The organism is Faecalibacterium sp. An192, assembly GCF_002160175.1.
Taxonomy (GTDB): domain Bacteria; phylum Bacillota; class Clostridia; order Oscillospirales; family Ruminococcaceae; genus Faecalibacterium.
On the sequence record NZ_NFKB01000008.1, the window covers coordinates 1 to 16260 of the forward strand.

The 16260-nt window shown below is 57.3% G+C and carries 14 protein-coding genes and 1 tRNA gene; 7 read left to right on the plus strand and 8 right to left on the minus strand.

Annotated elements, in window-relative coordinates:
- Positions 1-216: 216 nt before the first annotated feature.
- Both B5F27_RS04035 and B5F27_RS04040 read right to left on the minus strand, forming a co-directional pair.
- Entirely contained in the window at positions 217-756 is a 540-nt protein-coding gene (locus B5F27_RS04035) for a hypothetical protein (protein ID WP_087364899.1), read from the minus strand.
- 39 nt (positions 757-795) lie between these two features.
- The gene (locus tag B5F27_RS04040; RefSeq protein ID WP_158098190.1) at positions 796-1200 is read right to left on the minus strand and encodes a helix-turn-helix transcriptional regulator; all 405 of its coding nucleotides are present in this window, start codon (positions 1198-1200) and stop codon (positions 796-798) included.
- Between the two features lie 722 nt (positions 1201-1922).
- Between B5F27_RS04040 and B5F27_RS04045 the strand changes: the two genes are divergently transcribed.
- From B5F27_RS04045 to B5F27_RS04055, 4 genes are all read left to right on the plus strand, one after another.
- Positions 1923-2207: a helix-turn-helix transcriptional regulator gene (locus B5F27_RS04045; protein WP_087364905.1), complete on the plus strand. Its 285-nt coding sequence runs from the start codon at positions 1923-1925 to the stop codon at positions 2205-2207.
- 545 nt (positions 2208-2752) lie between these two features.
- Entirely contained in the window at positions 2753-3208 is a 456-nt protein-coding gene (locus B5F27_RS04050) for a type II toxin-antitoxin system PemK/MazF family toxin (protein ID WP_087364907.1), read from the plus strand.
- Complete coding sequence (locus B5F27_RS16925) at positions 3201-3347, plus strand: hypothetical protein (RefSeq protein ID WP_164488773.1); 147 nt, start codon at positions 3201-3203, stop codon at positions 3345-3347. The genes B5F27_RS04050 and B5F27_RS16925 overlap by 8 nt, the downstream gene beginning before the upstream one ends.
- A 118-nt stretch (positions 3348-3465) precedes the next feature.
- Positions 3466-5196 (plus strand): recombinase family protein, encoded by a 1731-nt coding sequence (locus B5F27_RS04055; protein ID WP_087364910.1) that lies wholly within the window; start codon positions 3466-3468, stop codon positions 5194-5196.
- Between the two features lie 58 nt (positions 5197-5254).
- Here the strand turns inward: B5F27_RS04055 and B5F27_RS04060 are convergent.
- From B5F27_RS04060 to B5F27_RS04075, 4 genes are all read right to left on the minus strand, one after another.
- Positions 5255-5330 (minus strand) — tRNA-Ala (locus tag B5F27_RS04060).
- Between the two features lie 65 nt (positions 5331-5395).
- Positions 5396-6280 carry a HAMP domain-containing sensor histidine kinase gene (locus B5F27_RS04065; protein ID WP_158098191.1) on the minus strand — a complete coding sequence of 295 codons (885 nt, stop codon included), beginning with the start codon at positions 6278-6280 and terminating at the stop codon, positions 5396-5398.
- Positions 6255-7088 carry a sporulation initiation factor Spo0A C-terminal domain-containing protein gene (locus tag B5F27_RS04070; RefSeq protein WP_158098192.1) on the minus strand — a complete coding sequence of 278 codons (834 nt, stop codon included), beginning with the start codon at positions 7086-7088 and terminating at the stop codon, positions 6255-6257. The genes B5F27_RS04065 and B5F27_RS04070 overlap by 26 nt, the downstream gene beginning before the upstream one ends.
- Positions 7085-7381, minus strand: a complete 297-nt coding sequence (locus tag B5F27_RS04075) for a hypothetical protein (RefSeq protein WP_242956684.1) — start codon at positions 7379-7381, stop codon at positions 7085-7087. The genes B5F27_RS04070 and B5F27_RS04075 overlap by 4 nt, the downstream gene beginning before the upstream one ends.
- 460 nt (positions 7382-7841) lie before the next feature.
- Between B5F27_RS04075 and B5F27_RS04080 the strand changes: the two genes are divergently transcribed.
- Complete coding sequence (locus B5F27_RS04080) at positions 7842-10811, plus strand: acyl-CoA dehydratase activase (protein ID WP_087364917.1); 2970 nt, start codon at positions 7842-7844, stop codon at positions 10809-10811.
- A gap of 15 nt (positions 10812-10826) precedes the next feature.
- A complete protein-coding gene (locus B5F27_RS17470; protein WP_087246610.1) occupies positions 10827-12152 on the plus strand; it encodes a 2-hydroxyacyl-CoA dehydratase in 1326 nt (441 codons plus the stop codon).
- Between the two features lie 85 nt (positions 12153-12237).
- Here the strand turns inward: B5F27_RS17470 and B5F27_RS04090 are convergent, their stop codons facing one another.
- On the minus strand, positions 12238-13461 hold the full coding sequence (locus B5F27_RS04090; RefSeq protein WP_087246611.1) for a 6-phosphofructokinase: 1224 nt from the start codon (positions 13459-13461) through the stop codon (positions 12238-12240).
- Between the two features lie 120 nt (positions 13462-13581).
- Positions 13582-14805 carry a 6-phosphofructokinase gene (locus B5F27_RS04095; protein ID WP_087364919.1) on the minus strand — a complete coding sequence of 408 codons (1224 nt, stop codon included), beginning with the start codon at positions 14803-14805 and terminating at the stop codon, positions 13582-13584.
- A 399-nt stretch (positions 14806-15204) separates the two neighbouring features.
- On the opposite strand from B5F27_RS04095, the gene B5F27_RS04100 reads away from it, so the two are divergent.
- Positions 15205-16182 carry a GDSL-type esterase/lipase family protein gene (locus B5F27_RS04100; protein ID WP_087364921.1) on the plus strand — a complete coding sequence of 326 codons (978 nt, stop codon included), beginning with the start codon at positions 15205-15207 and terminating at the stop codon, positions 16180-16182.
- Positions 16183-16260 lie beyond the last annotated feature (78 nt).

The window sequence follows — 16260 nt, forward strand, 5'->3', positions numbered from 1 at the left end:
AGCGCGAGAGGATTCGACAGTTGGAAAACGTCCTGACAGAAAACGGTATTCCTGTTCCTGAAGAAAGTTGACCTGGGCTCTGCTGGCCGGTTTGGCTGGCAGAGCTTTTATATGTGCCACAGGGGTGTCGCTTTAGGGCGGTGAGGTGTCGCTGGCTCTCCGGCAGGGTGTCGCTAAAACTCCGTGCAGGTGTCGCTCAGCGTCCGATTTTTGCATTTAGGGGCAAAAACTGAAATGAGCAAGTTCCTGATGTGCTTGCAGGAATTCACTGTGCAGGCGGTAATAGTGAGTCATATCGTATCCCATGTGATAAAGTGCGAGGAGCTTGACAAGAATCGTATGAAGATGGCGTTTGGTCATCGCAGCAATTTGCTGCACATTGTATCCAAGTTTCGTGAGATGGTAAACTTCTTCGCTGTCAAGCATCAGATGAGAAGAAAACGCATTGGCCTCGTATTCAACCAAATGTGCCGGCGAAATGAAATTCATCGAATGGGAAACTCTATCAGGGAAAAGATAGGCTTCAGCAAAACGGCTCAGTGCATAACCGCATACCATCTGTTTGGTCTGCCGATCCAGCGCAACATTGATAACAACTTGGTACAAATCCCATTTGAACGTGAAGAAGCCCGAAATCGTGTTAAAGGGCATCTCCGTCACGTCCATTCCCACGGTCTTTGCAATGGTGCGCAGGTCTCTCGATCCAGCACGCTGAACCAGTTCATTTGCCTTTTGGTGGATAAAGGTAGAATCCATAAATAAACCTCATCGCTGTATGACAGCAGCTAAGAGAAACTAGCAGGTTTCCAGGGAAAGCCTTTCCTGTTCACGCTTTTGTTCACGGTATTGAAAATAAGCACGGTGCATCACATACATGATGTTATCCATATCTTCAGCAGACAGTTCTCCTGTGGCGAAAATTTCAGAGAGTTCCATGGCAAGCTGTTTTGCTTCTTTTCTGCCGCTTTCACCATAGGTGGAAGCAGCATCGTTCTCAAAAGACTCATCGTCATAAAAGTATTGGACGGGTACATGAAAAGTGTCGGCCAGCTTCTTGTAAGCGTTGTTATCCTTGGGATAACGTCCATCCCGCTCATATCCGATTACGGTACGGGGATGGACGCCAAGAATTTTGGCAAGCTCAGCCTGAGTTAACCCTGCTTGTTTCCGTAAGTTATGTAATTTTTCGCCAAATTTCATCCTCATTAACCTCGCAGTCGCCTGATCGCATCATTAAACAAACATGAAGCCTGATGTGCCTTGAAATTTAGATCAATAAAGTTGAAAAAACTCTTGACATATGCTAACGTGTTGCATATAATGTTGCTACAACTTTCACTTTCCTCCATTATACTGGATTGATACAAAGTATGCAAGGTTGAAATTCATTGATTGCATAGGGTCGAAATAAATTTTAAACCCAGTATACCATAGTGGCAAAGAACAATTTGTCGAAATATGGGGTGAGAAAAAATATTTTTTTACAGGAGGCGTAGTTGAAAGATGGATAAAAAAATTTGGACAGCATTTCCGTTCTATTGTCCGAACTGCGGCAGAGAGTCGCAAGCACATCTGTCGGAGAATGGAACCGTCAAAAACACATGTACAAGATGCCGCGCTGTGGTAGTCAGAAGAAAAATCGGCCGACGTCATACGCAGATTGATCTCTACACCTCCGAAAAGGAGGCGTAACAACAAAACTTGGTACGAAAATTGAATACGGTGTGCCGACGGAATGGTTGAGATGAAACAGGCTGCGTAAATCCATCTTCAGGTCACATACTTTGACAGAACCGGTGTGTTAAACCAGACATTACATGAGAGGCCACCGGCGAGGAAGGGTTTCTGTTGCAGAACAGAGGCTCTGCCTTGCCGGGGCCTTTTGTTTTTCGGCAAGGTAGCGCAGACAGAAAGGAGTCATTATGGGGTTCGATTATGAGCAGTTCGGAGACCGGGTTCGTGCCTTAAGAAAAGAAAGAGACATAACGCAGGCCGAGCTGGCTTCTGTCCTCAATGTAGAAAGCCATTACATAAGCCGAATTGAGCGAGGACTGTCTGGGTGCTCGATTGAGATTATCATTGTGCTGTCAAAAGTGCTGGGGGTCAGTATTGACTACCTGGTGGTTGGAAAAGAGTGCAGCTCGGTCAAAGAAGAACTGGAGCGGGTCATCAACCAGCTTGAAAAAATCAGGATGGATATTGTTTGAAGGATTGCGTTTGGAGAAGGTGTAAAGATGAATGTGAAACATTGGACCATAAAACTAGCACAATTTGTGCTAGAAACTAGCACAAACTGTGTCACGACAAAATGCAAAACATCCTGTACAATATGGGTAGATCAAGAAACCGAACCTTGAGAAGTAAATAGACACTCTTTCAGATACGAACCCTACAGCGGGGAGCCCATCCGCGGGAAATGCGAAGATCACCAGCAAAAGGTAGGAGCAGGAACCGGAGGTAAATGAGGAGACAGCTTCTCCCAAGGCGAAGATCCGGTGCAGGATGATGAGACTTCCGCCTTCGGGCGGCTCGGTGAGAACCACGGAGAGGCGACAACCTATGGCACTGGTAAGCTGCCAGTCATCTGGAAGAGTCCCAAACAGGACAGAGAGCCTGTGTTTCCGGGGGTGTCGTGGACAAGTACGGAAACACATAGAACGGTTTAAATGGAAGAATGTGCTTTTATTTATAACCGTAGGGCGGGTTACGCGAGTAGCTCGCTGTTACATAAAACGGGAAGGGAGTGGATGCTGTGGCAAAAGAGTATAAGGTAAAACCGCTAAGACCGAATTGGCACTACAAGCGTGGAGACATCTATCTTGTAAACCTGAATCCATGCAAAGGATCAGAGCAAGGCGGAATCCGACCTGCTGTAGTGGTACAGAACGACTGTGGAAATTACCATTCTCCCGTGTTGATTGTTGTTCCACTTACCACCAAAATCAAAAAGGAACTGCTGCCAACGCACTATTTGGTCCGAAGCCGGTGTTTGCGGGAAGCATCCATGGCCCTTTGTGAAGCAATGCGGCCAGTGGACAAGCAGAGAATCCTTGGTTATATCGGCAAGCTGTCACAGGCTGATATGAGGAGTATTACGTCGTGTTTGCAGACAGGATTGGGACTGAGAAGCGTCCGAAACGCTTTCAAAGCGGGTGGAGCGTATAGCCCGAGCTGGGCAGAAGAAAAGGAGGACAGCCAGAATGAATGAGAACCACGCCAAGACCGAAGTGATGAGGATCAACGGCTGCACAGTGCGAATTACTTACGCATCAGAAAGCGATCAGATGGAAGGGCTGCGGGATCTGATTCGGGAAACGCTGCGGCAGGAAGCCAAAAGGCAGAGGTAGGGGCGTATCTCGCATCCTTGTCCTTGTGATGGGTAAAAAGTAGAATAAAGGTAAGCCCGTACCTTGAAAATTCAAGATAAACCGTTTACTTCTTCGACTACAAGAGAAGGAGAAAGTTATGCAGAAACGAGTATACGCCCTGTACCGGGTATCAACGAAGGGACAGGTTGAGAAAGATGATATCCCCATGCAGAAGGAAGCCTGCCGTGCATTTGCAAAGGAGCAGGGCTGGGAGATCGTCAAGGAATTCTCCGAGAAAGGCGTCTCCGGCTTTAAGAAGTCCGCCAAAGAGCGGGATCAGCTGCAAAAGATACAGCAGGCGGCGATGGCCAAGGAGTTTGATGTTCTGCTTGTTTTTATGTTCGACAGGCTGGGCCGCCGGGATGACGAAACCCCCTTTGTGGTGGAGTGGTTCGTCAAGCAGGGGATTGAGGTGTGGAGTACCCAGGAAGGGGAGCAGCGGTTTGATACCCATGTGGACAAGCTGATGAACTACATCCGGTACTGGCAGGCATCGGGAGAGAGTATTAAAACCTCTATCCGAACCCGTACCCGGATGGAGCAGCTGACCGAAGAAGGATTGTACACTGGCGGCGTAGTAGCCTACGGCTATCGCCTGGTCAAGCGCGGACGGATCAACAAGCGGAACCATGAAGTATATGATTTGGAAATTGACGAGAAAGAAGCCGAAGTTGTCCGGCTGATTTTTCAGAAGTATGTTTATGAAGGGTATGGTGCAAAACGTCTCTGCAATTATCTGTGCGAACAGAACATCATGGGGAGGAACGGCCAGAATATTCCGAATGTCAGCATTGTTCGGATGATCAAGAACAAGAGCTACACCGGATACCTCATCAATGGAAACGTAGAAACCCATTGCCCGGAGCTGCAGATCATCGAACCGGACCTGTTTGAGCGGGCGCAGGAAGTACGCCAGGCCCGAAAGCGGGAAAAAGGCGCAAATCCCCTCAGCTACAGTTCCCAGGCACTTTTGTGTGGTATTGTCTTCTGCGCTCACTGCGGAAACCGGTTGAGTCTTGCCAGCGGTGTCCGGAAGCGCATCCGCGCCGATGGTACTGTGACGAGGGAAAAGCGCATCCGGTACAGCTGCAACTATAATGTCCGCCATCCTGGCCAGTGCGACGGTCAGTCTGGCTATGGTGTGATCACCGTGGACAACATCGTAGAGAGCGTTGTTCGGATGAAGTTCGCAGAGATTCGGGAGTGTTCCAAGCAAAAGCTCCTGGAAGAAATGCGAAGCAAAGAGCTGAATCGAATCCAAAAGCAGATCCAACAGCTCGAAAGGGAGCTTGAGACAAAGCGGCAGGAACAGGATGTTCTGAAAGAAGAAACCCTTCGCGTGATCCAGGGCAAGAGCGGTCTTGACCGTGATATGCTGGCTGATCTGGTCGCTGAAAACAAGGAAGCAGTCCTCCGGGCTGGAGATGCACTCCAGAAAGCAAAACAGGAACAGAAGGAGGTGGAGGAAGCTGCCAAGAAAATGCAGCGGGAATGCAGCGATCTTTTCACCTGGGCAAATGTTTATGACAATGCGGACTTCAATGAACGGCAGGCGATCCTGCATCAGTTCATCAAAGAAGTCCGGGTGGGGCGAAATTATGAAGTTGATATCGTCCTGAATGTGTCGCTGGAAGAATTCGAGGAATTTAAGGCTCATTCGATGGCCGGAAGCACGAAAAAAACGGGGCAGATGGACCTTAAACCAGCCCCTGAAAATTTGTCCGGTAGCTCGAATGCCAGCATCGTCGTAATGGACGAAAATGCAGACCAACCTTTGAACATTTTGCCGAGGAACCTCGTTCGCGCTTCAGTGACATACAGCAACTAATTTGTTCCTGAAAAACGCAAAAAAATAAGCCGCAGCGCCAAAAAACGCTGCGGCAATTTGGTGGACCTAATCGGGATCGAACCGACGACCTTACGGATGCGAACCGTACGCTCTCCCAGCTGAGCTATAGGCCCATAACAGAAGTCCGATCAATCGGAACTCTGTGACTTCACTACTATACCGCTTTTTGGGAGAGTTGTCAAGTGAATTCTGCCGGGAGGTCGAACTTGACGGTCTCCATGCCGGGGACGCAGTTGAGCTCAAAAACAAGGGCAAACCAGAGGCGGCGCTGGGCGTGCAGAGCGTCCTCCTCGCTGATGGAACGGAGGATGGGGGAGGAGTCGGTGCCGGATTTCGGCGGGATGGTCAGCAGGGCTTCGGTGCCGCTGCCGGAGGCGCGGGGACGCAGCTCCAGTGTCCAGCCGGTGAGTTTGCAGTATTCCTGACACAGCAAAAGGCCGCTCTTGGTGGTGCCAAGGAAGCGGCTGCGATTGTTTTGCTGGCTGCGGAAGCTGCCGTCGGGCAGACCGCAGCCGGTGTCGGAGATGGACAGCACCGCGCCGCCCGAACCGTCGTCACGAAGGGTCAAGGTGATGGTGCCGCCGTCGGGGGTACAGGCCCGCAGGGCATTGGAGAGAAGCTGCAGGCAGATGCAGGTCAGGTATCGGACGTCTGCGTGGACGTAGAGCTCGGTCAGGCCGCCGCAGTCCAGCACCAGACGGGTGCCCAGGGCTTGCTGGATCTGAGCCTGTTCCGAGCAGATGGCCGCGACAAAAGAACACAGTTCCACCGGCTCCCAATAGGGCTTTTCGGTGTGCTGCATGCAGTGGAGCAGGGCCAGCATGTTGCTCAGGTTCCGGTCCAGACGGCCGGTGGCAACAGCAAGGTCCGACAAGGTCTGGCGCATCTCGTGGGAGTCGGGGTCCTCTTTCTCCGAGACAAAATGTGTCATGTACCGCTGGCACAGTTCGATCATTTCCAGCGAGCGCTGGCACTCGCTCTCAAAGGCATGAACAGGCAAGCGCTCCAAAAGCTCTTCTTGGGCGCCGGGCGTTAGCTCATACGGGCTGGAACTCTCGTTCATGGGTCTGCAGATCTCCTTCCGACAGGGGCTGTTCCGCCGGGTCCTGCGGCGGCATAAGCAGCTCATCCCTGACTGCATAGATGAATTTACCGGTGGTGAGGTGCTGGTGCGGAGAACAGTGCCGCCGCTTGAACGACTGCCAGGCGGGTTTGTTCAGCGCATTCAGGGAGCGAATCAGACGGCGGATGCCGCTGTCCACCGCCGTGACCGAGACCTTGTGCCGTTCGCCGACCACCATCAGGACATCCTTCCGTATCGCAAAATGAGGGTCACACCGCAATGCCTGAGCAATGCATTCCCGCAGATACTGGGAGCCCAGCGCTCCCGGCGCTTCGCCCCAGCAGATCAGCAGACGCACCAGGACGGCGTCGCTGTCGGTGGGAGCGGCCTGCGACTGAAGCATGGACTGCAGATCAAACAGCAGGCTGTTCAGGCTGGACAGCTTCATTTTGTGGACGGTATCGGATTCCGGCTGCTGGCCGCCCTCCTCGCGGATGAACCTGCACAGTTCATCCACGTCGCAGGCGGGAACCAGCAACAGCCACGGCCGGCAGTTGGGCGACATCTGCTGCAGCTGGCTGCAGAAGGCTGGCGCATCCATGTCGGACAGAGCGTTGTCCAGCAGGACCGCGCGGTAGGGAAAACCGCGCTCCAGTGCGGCCAACAGCTCTTTTCCCGACTGATAGATGTCGCAGCGAAATGCGTCCCGGTCCAGGCAGGAAATATAGTTCTGGCAGATGCGGAAAAACCGTGCGTCATAGCTGGCAATGGCAATCCGCAAACAGCCTCTGGAAGATTCGTCGTTCACCAAAGTCCCCCGCCCTTTCTGCAAAACTGTACAGCCGCGGGATAGCACTCCGCCACCACATCCCGCCAGATTTCGGGCTGGACACAATTTTCGTACAGGTACTGCAAGATGGAATAGCAGCATTGGGGCGGCGCATCCAGGACCAGACTGTCACTGCAGGCTGTTTCTCCGGTGCGGGACACCGTCAGCCGGCAGGCGCCGTCCGACTCATCCAGCGCATAGGTCAGCAAATAAGGCTGCTGCAGCATCTCGATGGCAGAAAATTTCCTGGTCAATGGTGTATATGGTTTCATGGCTCATATTCTCCTCCTGCAAATACCCATTTTGGATTTACCGCACGATCAGGCGTGGCGAAGCTTTAATCCTATTTTAATGAGACACCCGCCCTGATGCAATGCTAAAAATGCGGCAAAATGTGTCGTCAGGGGACGGATTGCGACGGAGAAGAAAAGATCTTCACAACATCTTAAGAATACCGCGGAAACCATCCGCGCGCAAGAGGATTTTGCAAAAATAGGGAAAACAAGTCTGCATTTGTCCGAATGAAGAGGCCAAAACGGGCGGCGTTCACAGAATGTTTCCTTTTTCGCTATAGATAAACTGTTTTTTTCGTTTAAAATCAAGGTGGCTGATTGCATCCAAGGAGAAAATACGATATAATATTAGTGTATGTAAACAAACAATACTGTTAGCTGTCAAACAAAAAATGAAAGGCCCGTTTTCCCGGGCATTCCATTGCAGGAGGATCAAAACTTGAGAATTGGTCTTGATATAGGCAGCACGACCATCAAGTGTGCCGTGCTGGATGAACAGGAAAACTTGCTGTATTCGACGTATGAGCGTCATTACAGCCACATTCTGGAGAAAGCACAGGAGCTTCTGCGCCGGATTGATGCAGAGCAGCTTCATGGCGCCAAGGCGCTGCTGAGCATTTCGGGCTCGGCGGGCATGGGCCTGGCCGACAGCTGCGGCGTGCCCTTTGTGCAGGAGGTGTTTTCCACCCGGGTGGCGGTCAAGCGCTTTGTCCCTGAGACCGACTGCGTGATCGAGCTGGGCGGCGAGGACGCCAAGATTCTGTTCCTCACCGGCGGCACCGAAGTGCGTATGAACGGCAGCTGTGCCGGCGGCACCGGCGCCTTCATCGACCAGATGGCGACGCTGCTGAAGATGAGCGCCGACGAGATGAACCAGGCCGCCGAAAAGGCCCAGCGCACCTACACCATCGCTTCCCGGTGCGGCGTCTTTGCCAAGAGCGACGTCCAGCCCCTCATCAACCAGGGCGCCCGGGCGGAGGACATTGCCGCCAGCATTTATAAGGCCGTGGTCAGCCAGACCATTGCGGGCCTGGCCCAGGGCCGGCCCATCCAGGGAAATATCCTGTACCTGGGCGGCCCTCTGACCTTCAGCTCGGTGCTGCGCAGCAGCTTTGACGAGGCTCTGGGCGTCACCGGCACCTGCCCCCAAAACAGCCTGCTGTATGTGGCCCTGGGCGCAGCCCTGTACGCCGACAAGGAGTTCAACCTGTCGGAGGTGGCCAGCGAGCTGGACCGCTATGCGGCCACCGCCACCTATGCCAGCGAGCCGCCCCTCTTTGCCAACAAAGAGGAGTATGAGGCCTTCCACGCCCGGCATATGTCCCACAGCGTGCCCTGCGTGCCCTTTGGGGTCCAGTGCGGCCGGGTACATATCGGCATCGACTCGGGCTCCACCACCGTCAAGCTGGTGGTGGTGGACGAGCAGAGCCGGATTCTGTACACCAACTACCAGCCCAACCTGGGCAACCCGCTGCCCCTGATCCAGGAGCAGCTGCTCAAGATTTATCACGCCCACCCCGGCCTGCAGGTGGGCAGCGTCACCACCACCGGCTACGGCGAGGACCTGGTCAAGAACGCCTTCCGCTGCGACTACGGCCTGGTGGAGACGGTGGCCCACTTCACCGCCGCCAAGTACTTTATGCCCGACGTGGATTTCATCATCGACATCGGCGGCCAGGACATGAAGTGCTTCAAGATCGAGGACGGCGCCATCAGCAATATCTTCCTGAACGAGGCCTGTTCTTCGGGCTGCGGCAGCTTCCTGCAGACCTTCGCCCAGGCGCTGGGCTATGACGTCAAGCAGTTTGCCGCGCTGGGCCTCTTTGCAGACCGCCCGGTGGACCTGGGCAGCCGCTGCACCGTGTTCATGAACAGCTCGGTCAAGCAGGCCCAGAAGGACGGCGCCAGCATCGAGAACATCAGCGCCGGCCTGTCCATCAGCGTGGTCAAAAACGCCCTGTACAAGGTTATCCGCGCTTCCAGCCCCGAGGAGCTGGGCCGCAAGATCGTGGTTCAGGGCGGCACCTTCTACAATGAGGCGGTTCTGCGGGCCTTTGAGAAGGAGATGGGGGTGGAGGTCATCCGTCCCGACATTGCCGGCCTGATGGGCGCCTATGGCGCAGCCCTCTACGGCCTGCGCCGCACCGCCAAGTCGGGCCGGGCCCAGTCCTCGGTGATGAGCCAGGAAGAACTGGAAAACTTCACCCAGAAGGTGGCCAACGTCAAGTGCGGCGGCTGCGGCAACAACTGCCAGCTGACCATCAACACCTTCGCCGACGGCCGCAAGTACATTTCGGGCAACCGCTGCGACAAGCCTGTCACCGGCAAAGGGGAGGACAATACCCTCAACCTCTACGCCTACAAGCAGGAGCTGCTGGCCGGCTATAAGCCGGTGCCCGGCAAGCGGGGTTCCATCGGCATTCCTCTGTGCCTGAACTTCTACGAGCTGCTGCCCTTCTGGCATACCTTCTGGACCAAGCTGGGCTTCACCGTCCATGTCAGCCCGGTGTCCAGCCGGGGCCTGTATCTGGCCGGACAGGCCACCATCCCCAGCGACACCGCCTGCTTCCCGGCCAAGCTCAGCCACGGCCATATCAAGGCCCTGTCGGCCATGCAGCTGGACGCCATCTTCTATCCCTGCCTGACCTACAACATCGACGAGGGACTGGGCGACAACCACTACAACTGCCCGGTGGTGGCCTATTACCCCGAAGTTCTGCTGGGCAACTGCCCCGAGCTGGAGGGCAAGAAGTTCATCTGCGACTATGTGGGCATTCATCGTCCCAAGGACTTTGTGCATAAGATGGCCAGGGAGATCCTGCCCAAGTACTTCGGCGGCATCTCCCAGCGGGAGGTCCAGCAGGCCGCCGACGCGGCCTACGCCGAGTACGCCTCCCACATGGCCAAGATTCGCGCCAAGGGCGGCCAGATCATCGACGAGGCCCGCCGCCAGGGCAAGCGGATCATCGTGCTGGCAGGCCGTCCCTACCATGTGGACCCCGAGGTCAACCATGGCATCGACCGTCTGATCGTCCGCCACAATGCGGCGGTGGTCACCGAGGACAGCATTTCGGACCGGGTGGAGAAGTTCCCCACCAGCGTCCTGAACCAGTGGACCTACCACAGCCGCCTGTACGCCGCCGCCAAGTACTGCACCACCCAGCCCGATATGGACCTAGTGCAGCTGGTGTCCTTCGGCTGCGGCGTGGACGCCATCACCACCGACGAAACCCGTGAGATCCTGCAGGAGGGCGGCAAGCTGTACACCCAGCTCAAGATCGACGAGATCACCAACCTGGGCGCAGTGAATATCCGGCTGCGGAGCCTGTTTGCCGCTCTGGACGAGCGGGATGAACTGGCTCGGGAAAAGGCCGAGGCCAAGGCGGAACAGCCCGCCGCGGACCGCTGAACATAGGAGGCAACCGTGGAATACAATTATCCCAAATTCACCAAGGAGATGAAGGCCACCCACACCATCCTCATCCCCAATATGGCGGTGACCCAGTTCCGGCTGCTGAAATACGCGCTGGAGCACGAGGGCTATAAGTGTGAGATTCTGGGCAACTGCGGCAGCGCCGTGGCGCAGCTGGGCCTGAAGTACGTGCACAACGACACCTGTTATCCGGCGCTGCTGGTCATCGGCCAGTTCATCGACGCCCTGAACAGCGGCAAGTATGACCTGGACCACACCGCCCTGCTGATTACCCAGACCGGCGGCGGCTGCCGCGCCTCCAACTACATCCACCTGCTGCGCAAGGCCCTGGTCAAGGCAGGCTATCCCCAGATCCCGGTGGCCAGCCTGAACTTCTCCGGCCTGGAGAAGGACAGCGGCTTCCAGATGGACCTGCCCCTGCTGCGTCAGGCGGTGGCCTGCGTGTTCTATGGCGATATGCTGAGCGCCCTGCGCAACCAGGTGGCGCCCTATGAGAATGTGCCGGGCCAGGCTGACCGTCTGGTGGATACCTGGATCGGCCGTCTGGGCCGAGCCCTGCTGGCCGGCAAGAGCTATACCGCCCGGGAGATGAAGCACACCTTCCCCCTGATTGCCAAGGAGTTCGCCGCCATTCCGGTGACCCGGGTGCCCCGGGTCAAGGTGGGCGTCGTGGGCGAGATCTACGTCAAATACAGCCCCCTGGGCAACAATGATTTGCAGAAGTTCCTGGAATCGGAGGGCTGCGAGGTCAACTTCCCGGGCCTGATGGGCTTCTGTCAGTACTGCATCTTCAACATGGGCGAGGACCACGTCCTCTATGGCGGCAAGCTGGCCACCAAGTTCACCACCGACCGTCTGCTGGACTGGCTGGACGGCATCGAGCGGGCCATGCTGAAGGCCATGTCTTCCGCCGGCTTCTACGCCCCCGGCCCCTTCAAGGAGCTGATCGAGAAGCCCGAGGGCGTCATCTCGCTGGGCGCCAAGATGGGCGAGGGCTGGCTGCTGACTGCCGAGATGATCGAGCTGGTCCAGGGCGGCTATCCCAACATCGTCTGCGCCCAGCCCTTCGGCTGCCTGCCCAACCACATTGTGGGCAAGGGCATGGTGAACAAGATCCGGGCCCTGTACCCGGTGGCCAACATCACCCCCATCGACTACGACCCCAGCGCCACCAAGGTCAACCAGGAAAACCGCATCAAGCTGATGCTGGCGGTGGCCAAGGAGCGCCTGGAAAATCCTGCCCCCGCCCAGCCCCTCACCGCAGAGGAGATCGCCGGCGGCGCCCCCACCGTGGGCCGCCACCCTATGACTGTCTGATGAGGCAGGGAACACCCCTATAAACAATCAAAGCCCCGCACAGCTTTTCAGGCTGCGCGGGGCTTTTTGGTTCATGGGTAAAGGGTTACTTCATGTAGATGTGGTGGGGCAGGCCGGCAATGTACAGCGGGGTCAGCTCGGCCTGGATCAGGGGACGTGCGTACTCCAGGAATTCATGGGTCATCTGGGTGTGGTTTTCGTTCATCCAGCTGAGGGGGACCTTCTTCTCCAGGTTGGCCACTTCGCTGATGGGGTGCAGCTCGGTGGTGCACTGGTAGGGATTGTTGGAAATCCGCTTCAGAGCCACCATCTGGCCGGTGACGCCCTCAAAGGCGGCCTTGGCGGCAGCGCCGCCCACCTGGTAGGCCTCGGTGATGTCGGTGCGGCTGGTCAGATGGCCGGCGCAGCGCTGCAGGGTGGACAGCTCGATGCAGCGGGTCTTGGTGTCCAGGGAACGGGCCACCGTGTTGGCCAGGAACCGGGCGGTGCCGGTCAGGGCCTTGTGACCGAAGGCGTCCACCGCATGGACGTCGTCGGCCAGCTCACAGACGTAGCGGCCGTCCTCCAGCTTGACGCCTTCCGAGACGGCGATGACGATGCTGGGCTTCTTCTCCTGCATGGCCCGGACCTTCTCGATGAACCGGTCCACGTGGAAGGGCACTTCGGGCAGGCAGATCATGTCCACGCCCTCGCAGTCGTCGCCCTTGGCCAGGGCGGCGGCAGCGGTCAGCCAGCCGGCGTTGCGGCCCATGATTTCCACGATGGTCACGTACTTGGTGCCGTAGACGGTGGCGTCCCGGATGATTTCCTTCATCACCACGCCGATGTACTTGGCGGCGGAGCCGTAGCCGGGGGTGTGGTCGGTGACCATCAGGTCGTTGTCGATGGTCTTGGGCACGCCCATAAACCGGATGTCGCTGCCGGTCCGTGCGCCGTAGTCAGCCAGCTTGCCGATGGTGTCCATCGAGTCGTTGCCGCCGATGTAGAAGAAATAGCCGATGTCCAGCTTTTCCAGGATGTCGAACAGCTTTTTGTAGACGGCCTCGTCGGCGTGCCAGTCGGGCAGCTTGTAGCGGCAGCTGCCCAGGAAGCTGGACGGAGTCCGCTTGAGCAGCTCGATGTCCAGGTCATCCTTCAGGATGGTGCTCAGGTCCACCACCCGCTCCTCCAGCAGGCCGGCCACACCGTTGCACATTCCATAGACGATTTCCGCGCCGCGGTTTTTGCAGCTCTCAAAGACACCGGCCAAACTCGCGTTGATGACGGACGTGGGACCGCCGGACTGGCCGACGATTGCGTTTTTACCCATGATCTTTTTCTCCTTTACAGTACGTCTTGTGTTGGCTCTATCTTGACTGCACAGGGGAAACCCTGGCAGGGAAGAACGTGGGGGCCGGCCATCCGGGGCGGCGGAAAACAGCGGAAAAATTTACAGGTGGACGTGGCGGGGAGTGCCGTTCACATAGATGGGGGTCAGCTCGTCCAGAATCAGAGGACGGGCGTACTCCTCAAAGCTCTCGGTCACATGCATGCCGTCGGGGGCGATCCAGTCCAGGGGGACCTTCTTTTCCAGGTTGGCCACCTGCTGCACGTCCACCGACTCGGTGACGCACTGGTAGGGATAACCGCTCATCCGCTTGAGAGCGATCATCCGGCCGCTCTCGCCCGCAAAGGCAGCGGCGGCAGCGGCGCCGCCCACGGCATAGGCCTCGGTGACGTCGGTGCGGCTGGCCAGATGGCTGGCGCAGCGCTGCAGGGTCGAGAACTCAATGGCCCGGCTCTTGCAGCCCAGATGGGTGTGGATCAGCTCGGACAGGTAACGGCTGGTGCCGCTCAAAATGGCCTTGTGGCCGAAGGCGTCCAGCTGGCCCGCGGTGGAGACCAGATCGCACAGATAGGTGCCGTCGGCGGTGCGGACGCCCTCGCTGGCGGCGATGATGACGTTGGATTTCCGGCTCTGCAGCTCGTCCACCCGGGCCAGGAACTTCTCCTGGTCAAAGGGAACCTCGGGCAGCAGGATCAGGTCGGGACCTTCGCAGTCCTCGCCGGCGGCCAGGCAGGCCGCACCGGCCAGCCAGCCGGCATGGCGGCCCATGATCTCGGCCACCGTGACGCTGCGGATATCGTACACCGAGGAGTCCCGGATGACTTCCTTCAGAATGGTGGCGATGTACTTGGCGGCGGAGCCGTAGCCGGGGGTGTGATCGGTCAGGCACAGGTCGTTGTCAATGGTCTTGGGCACGCCGATGAACCGCACAGGGCTGCCCACCCGCTGGCCGTAGCGGCTGAGCTTGGCGATGGTGTCCATCGAGTCGTTGCCGCCGATGTAAAAAACGGCGCAGATGTCAAATTTCTCAAAGAGGGTGAACAGCTGCACAAAGGGCACACTGTCTACATCGGGGTCGGGCAGCTTGTAGCGGCAGCTGCCCAGAAAGCTGGACGGGGTCCGCTTGAGCAGCTCAATACTCATCCGGTCCCCCAGAACAATGTCCAGGTCCACGATTTCCTCTTTCAGCAGGCCCTCGATGCCGTACTTCATGCCGTAGACTTTGTCGGCGCCCAGGCTGCGGGCCGTCTTGTAGACACCGGCAAGGCTGGAATTGATGACGGCGGTGGGGCCGCCGGACTGGCCGACGATCACGTTTTTGCTCATAATTCGCTCCTTCTTATCATGGGTGGATGGTTTGACCGGGGCGGGCCCTGCACTGCGCCGCCCTGGGCGGGGACGTTGAAACCAATGAAACCCACACAAAAAACACTTTCACTGTGAAATCACTTGATGCAGGTTGCCGGAATTTCGTCCCAACCCTATTGTAACCGTTTTGCGTGTTGTATGCAAGACCTAAGTTGGTTGCAGAGAGAAAAATTTTATGATAGAATCAGTACATTCCTACTTTGACGCAGGAATTTTCTTTCCGGGCCGTCCTGCCAAGAGGGCAGGGGTGGTCCGAGAACGTTTTTCCGGGGGCGGCGCAGAGCCGCCGGGCCGGAATTTTTGCCGGAAAGGGGGCACAGGAGACAGCCGGTGCAGACGGCCCTCCTGAGAAAACAAATGGGCATTTCGCATGAGTACAACCACGCATACCGCCGGGCGCGGCAGCGGGGCAAATATACCAAGCTGAAGGTGGCGGCCAGCGCGGCGGCCATTCTGGTGCTGTCCCTGGGCATCACCGCCATCCTCGAGACCGCCGAACAGGAGAACAACGCCGCCTCGGAAATCCTGCCCAGCGGCACAGTGGAGGGCATCCTGGCGCCGCTGCCCATGCAGCCCGGCGAAGCCGGGGGCCAGGCAGGGGGACAGATCCTGAACTTTGGCCCGGTGCGCCAGACCGCCGGCGCCTATACCGTCAAGGCCTATGACAGTAGCGTCATCCGCCAGCCGGCGGTGGGCCAGGTGGACCTGAGCTACTTTGCCGATGCGGCTTTCCTGGGTGACAGCCTGACGGTGGGCTTCACCGACTACGACATCAACCTGTCGGGAGCGCTCATCTGCGGCTATATCGGCGCGGGCCCCGATACCATCGTCAACCGCATGACGGTGAATCACATGACCCGCGGGGATGAGGTGGCGCTGGATGTGCTGGCGGCCGCCCAGCCCAAAAAGCTGTATATCCTGCTGGGCACCAACACCCTGACCTCGGTGGGCGCTGAGGAGAAATTCCTGACCTACTACGGGGCCATGCTGGACACCCTGCGGGAGACGCTGGGGGAGGATTGTATCATTTATGTGCAGTCCATCCCGCCGGTGCGGCCCGAGGCGGTGACCGACCGGCCCGGCCTGGCCAGCGACAACCTGCGGGCGGTCAATGAACAGCTGGCGCTGCTGGCTGACAGCAAGGGCTGCGTCTATCTGGACCTGTGGGAGGCTCTGGCCGACGGCGAGGGCAACCTGAAAGAGGTCTGCGCCGCGCCGGACGGTGTGCACCTGTCGGCGGGCAATGGATACGGCGCCTGGGTCAACTACCTGCGCAGCCATACCCTCTATGCCGCGGACAATCCCTGGACCGCCGGCAGCACCTACGCACAGTAACCGGTTTTCTCCGGCTTCACCCACCCGTCCGTTTTGGACCGGGTGGGTTTTGTTGTTTGGGCGGCCGGGCATAAAAAC

What these genes read in the sequence shown, in the direction of transcription:
- B5F27_RS04035 (WP_087364899.1), bottom strand. Translation starts at nt 756, where the DNA reads ATGGATTCTACCTTTATCCACCAAAAGGCAAATGAACTGGTTCAGCGT.
- B5F27_RS04040 (WP_158098190.1), bottom strand. Translation starts at nt 1,200, where the DNA reads ATGAAATTTGGCGAAAAATTACATAACTTACGGAAACAAGCAGGGTTA.
- B5F27_RS04045 (WP_087364905.1), top strand. Translation starts at nt 1,923, where the DNA reads ATGGGGTTCGATTATGAGCAGTTCGGAGACCGGGTTCGTGCCTTAAGA.
- B5F27_RS16925 (WP_164488773.1), top strand. Translation starts at nt 3,201, where the DNA reads ATGAATGAGAACCACGCCAAGACCGAAGTGATGAGGATCAACGGCTGC.
- B5F27_RS04055 (WP_087364910.1), top strand. Translation starts at nt 3,466, where the DNA reads ATGCAGAAACGAGTATACGCCCTGTACCGGGTATCAACGAAGGGACAG.
- B5F27_RS04065 (WP_158098191.1), bottom strand. Translation starts at nt 6,280, where the DNA reads ATGAACGAGAGTTCCAGCCCGTATGAGCTAACGCCCGGCGCCCAAGAA.
- B5F27_RS04075 (WP_242956684.1), bottom strand. Translation starts at nt 7,381, where the DNA reads ATGAAACCATATACACCATTGACCAGGAAATTTTCTGCCATCGAGATG.
- B5F27_RS04090 (WP_087246611.1), bottom strand. Translation starts at nt 13,461, where the DNA reads ATGGGTAAAAACGCAATCGTCGGCCAGTCCGGCGGTCCCACGTCCGTC.
- B5F27_RS04095 (WP_087364919.1), bottom strand. Translation starts at nt 14,805, where the DNA reads ATGAGCAAAAACGTGATCGTCGGCCAGTCCGGCGGCCCCACCGCCGTC.
- B5F27_RS04100 (WP_087364921.1), top strand. Translation starts at nt 15,205, where the DNA reads ATGGGCATTTCGCATGAGTACAACCACGCATACCGCCGGGCGCGGCAG.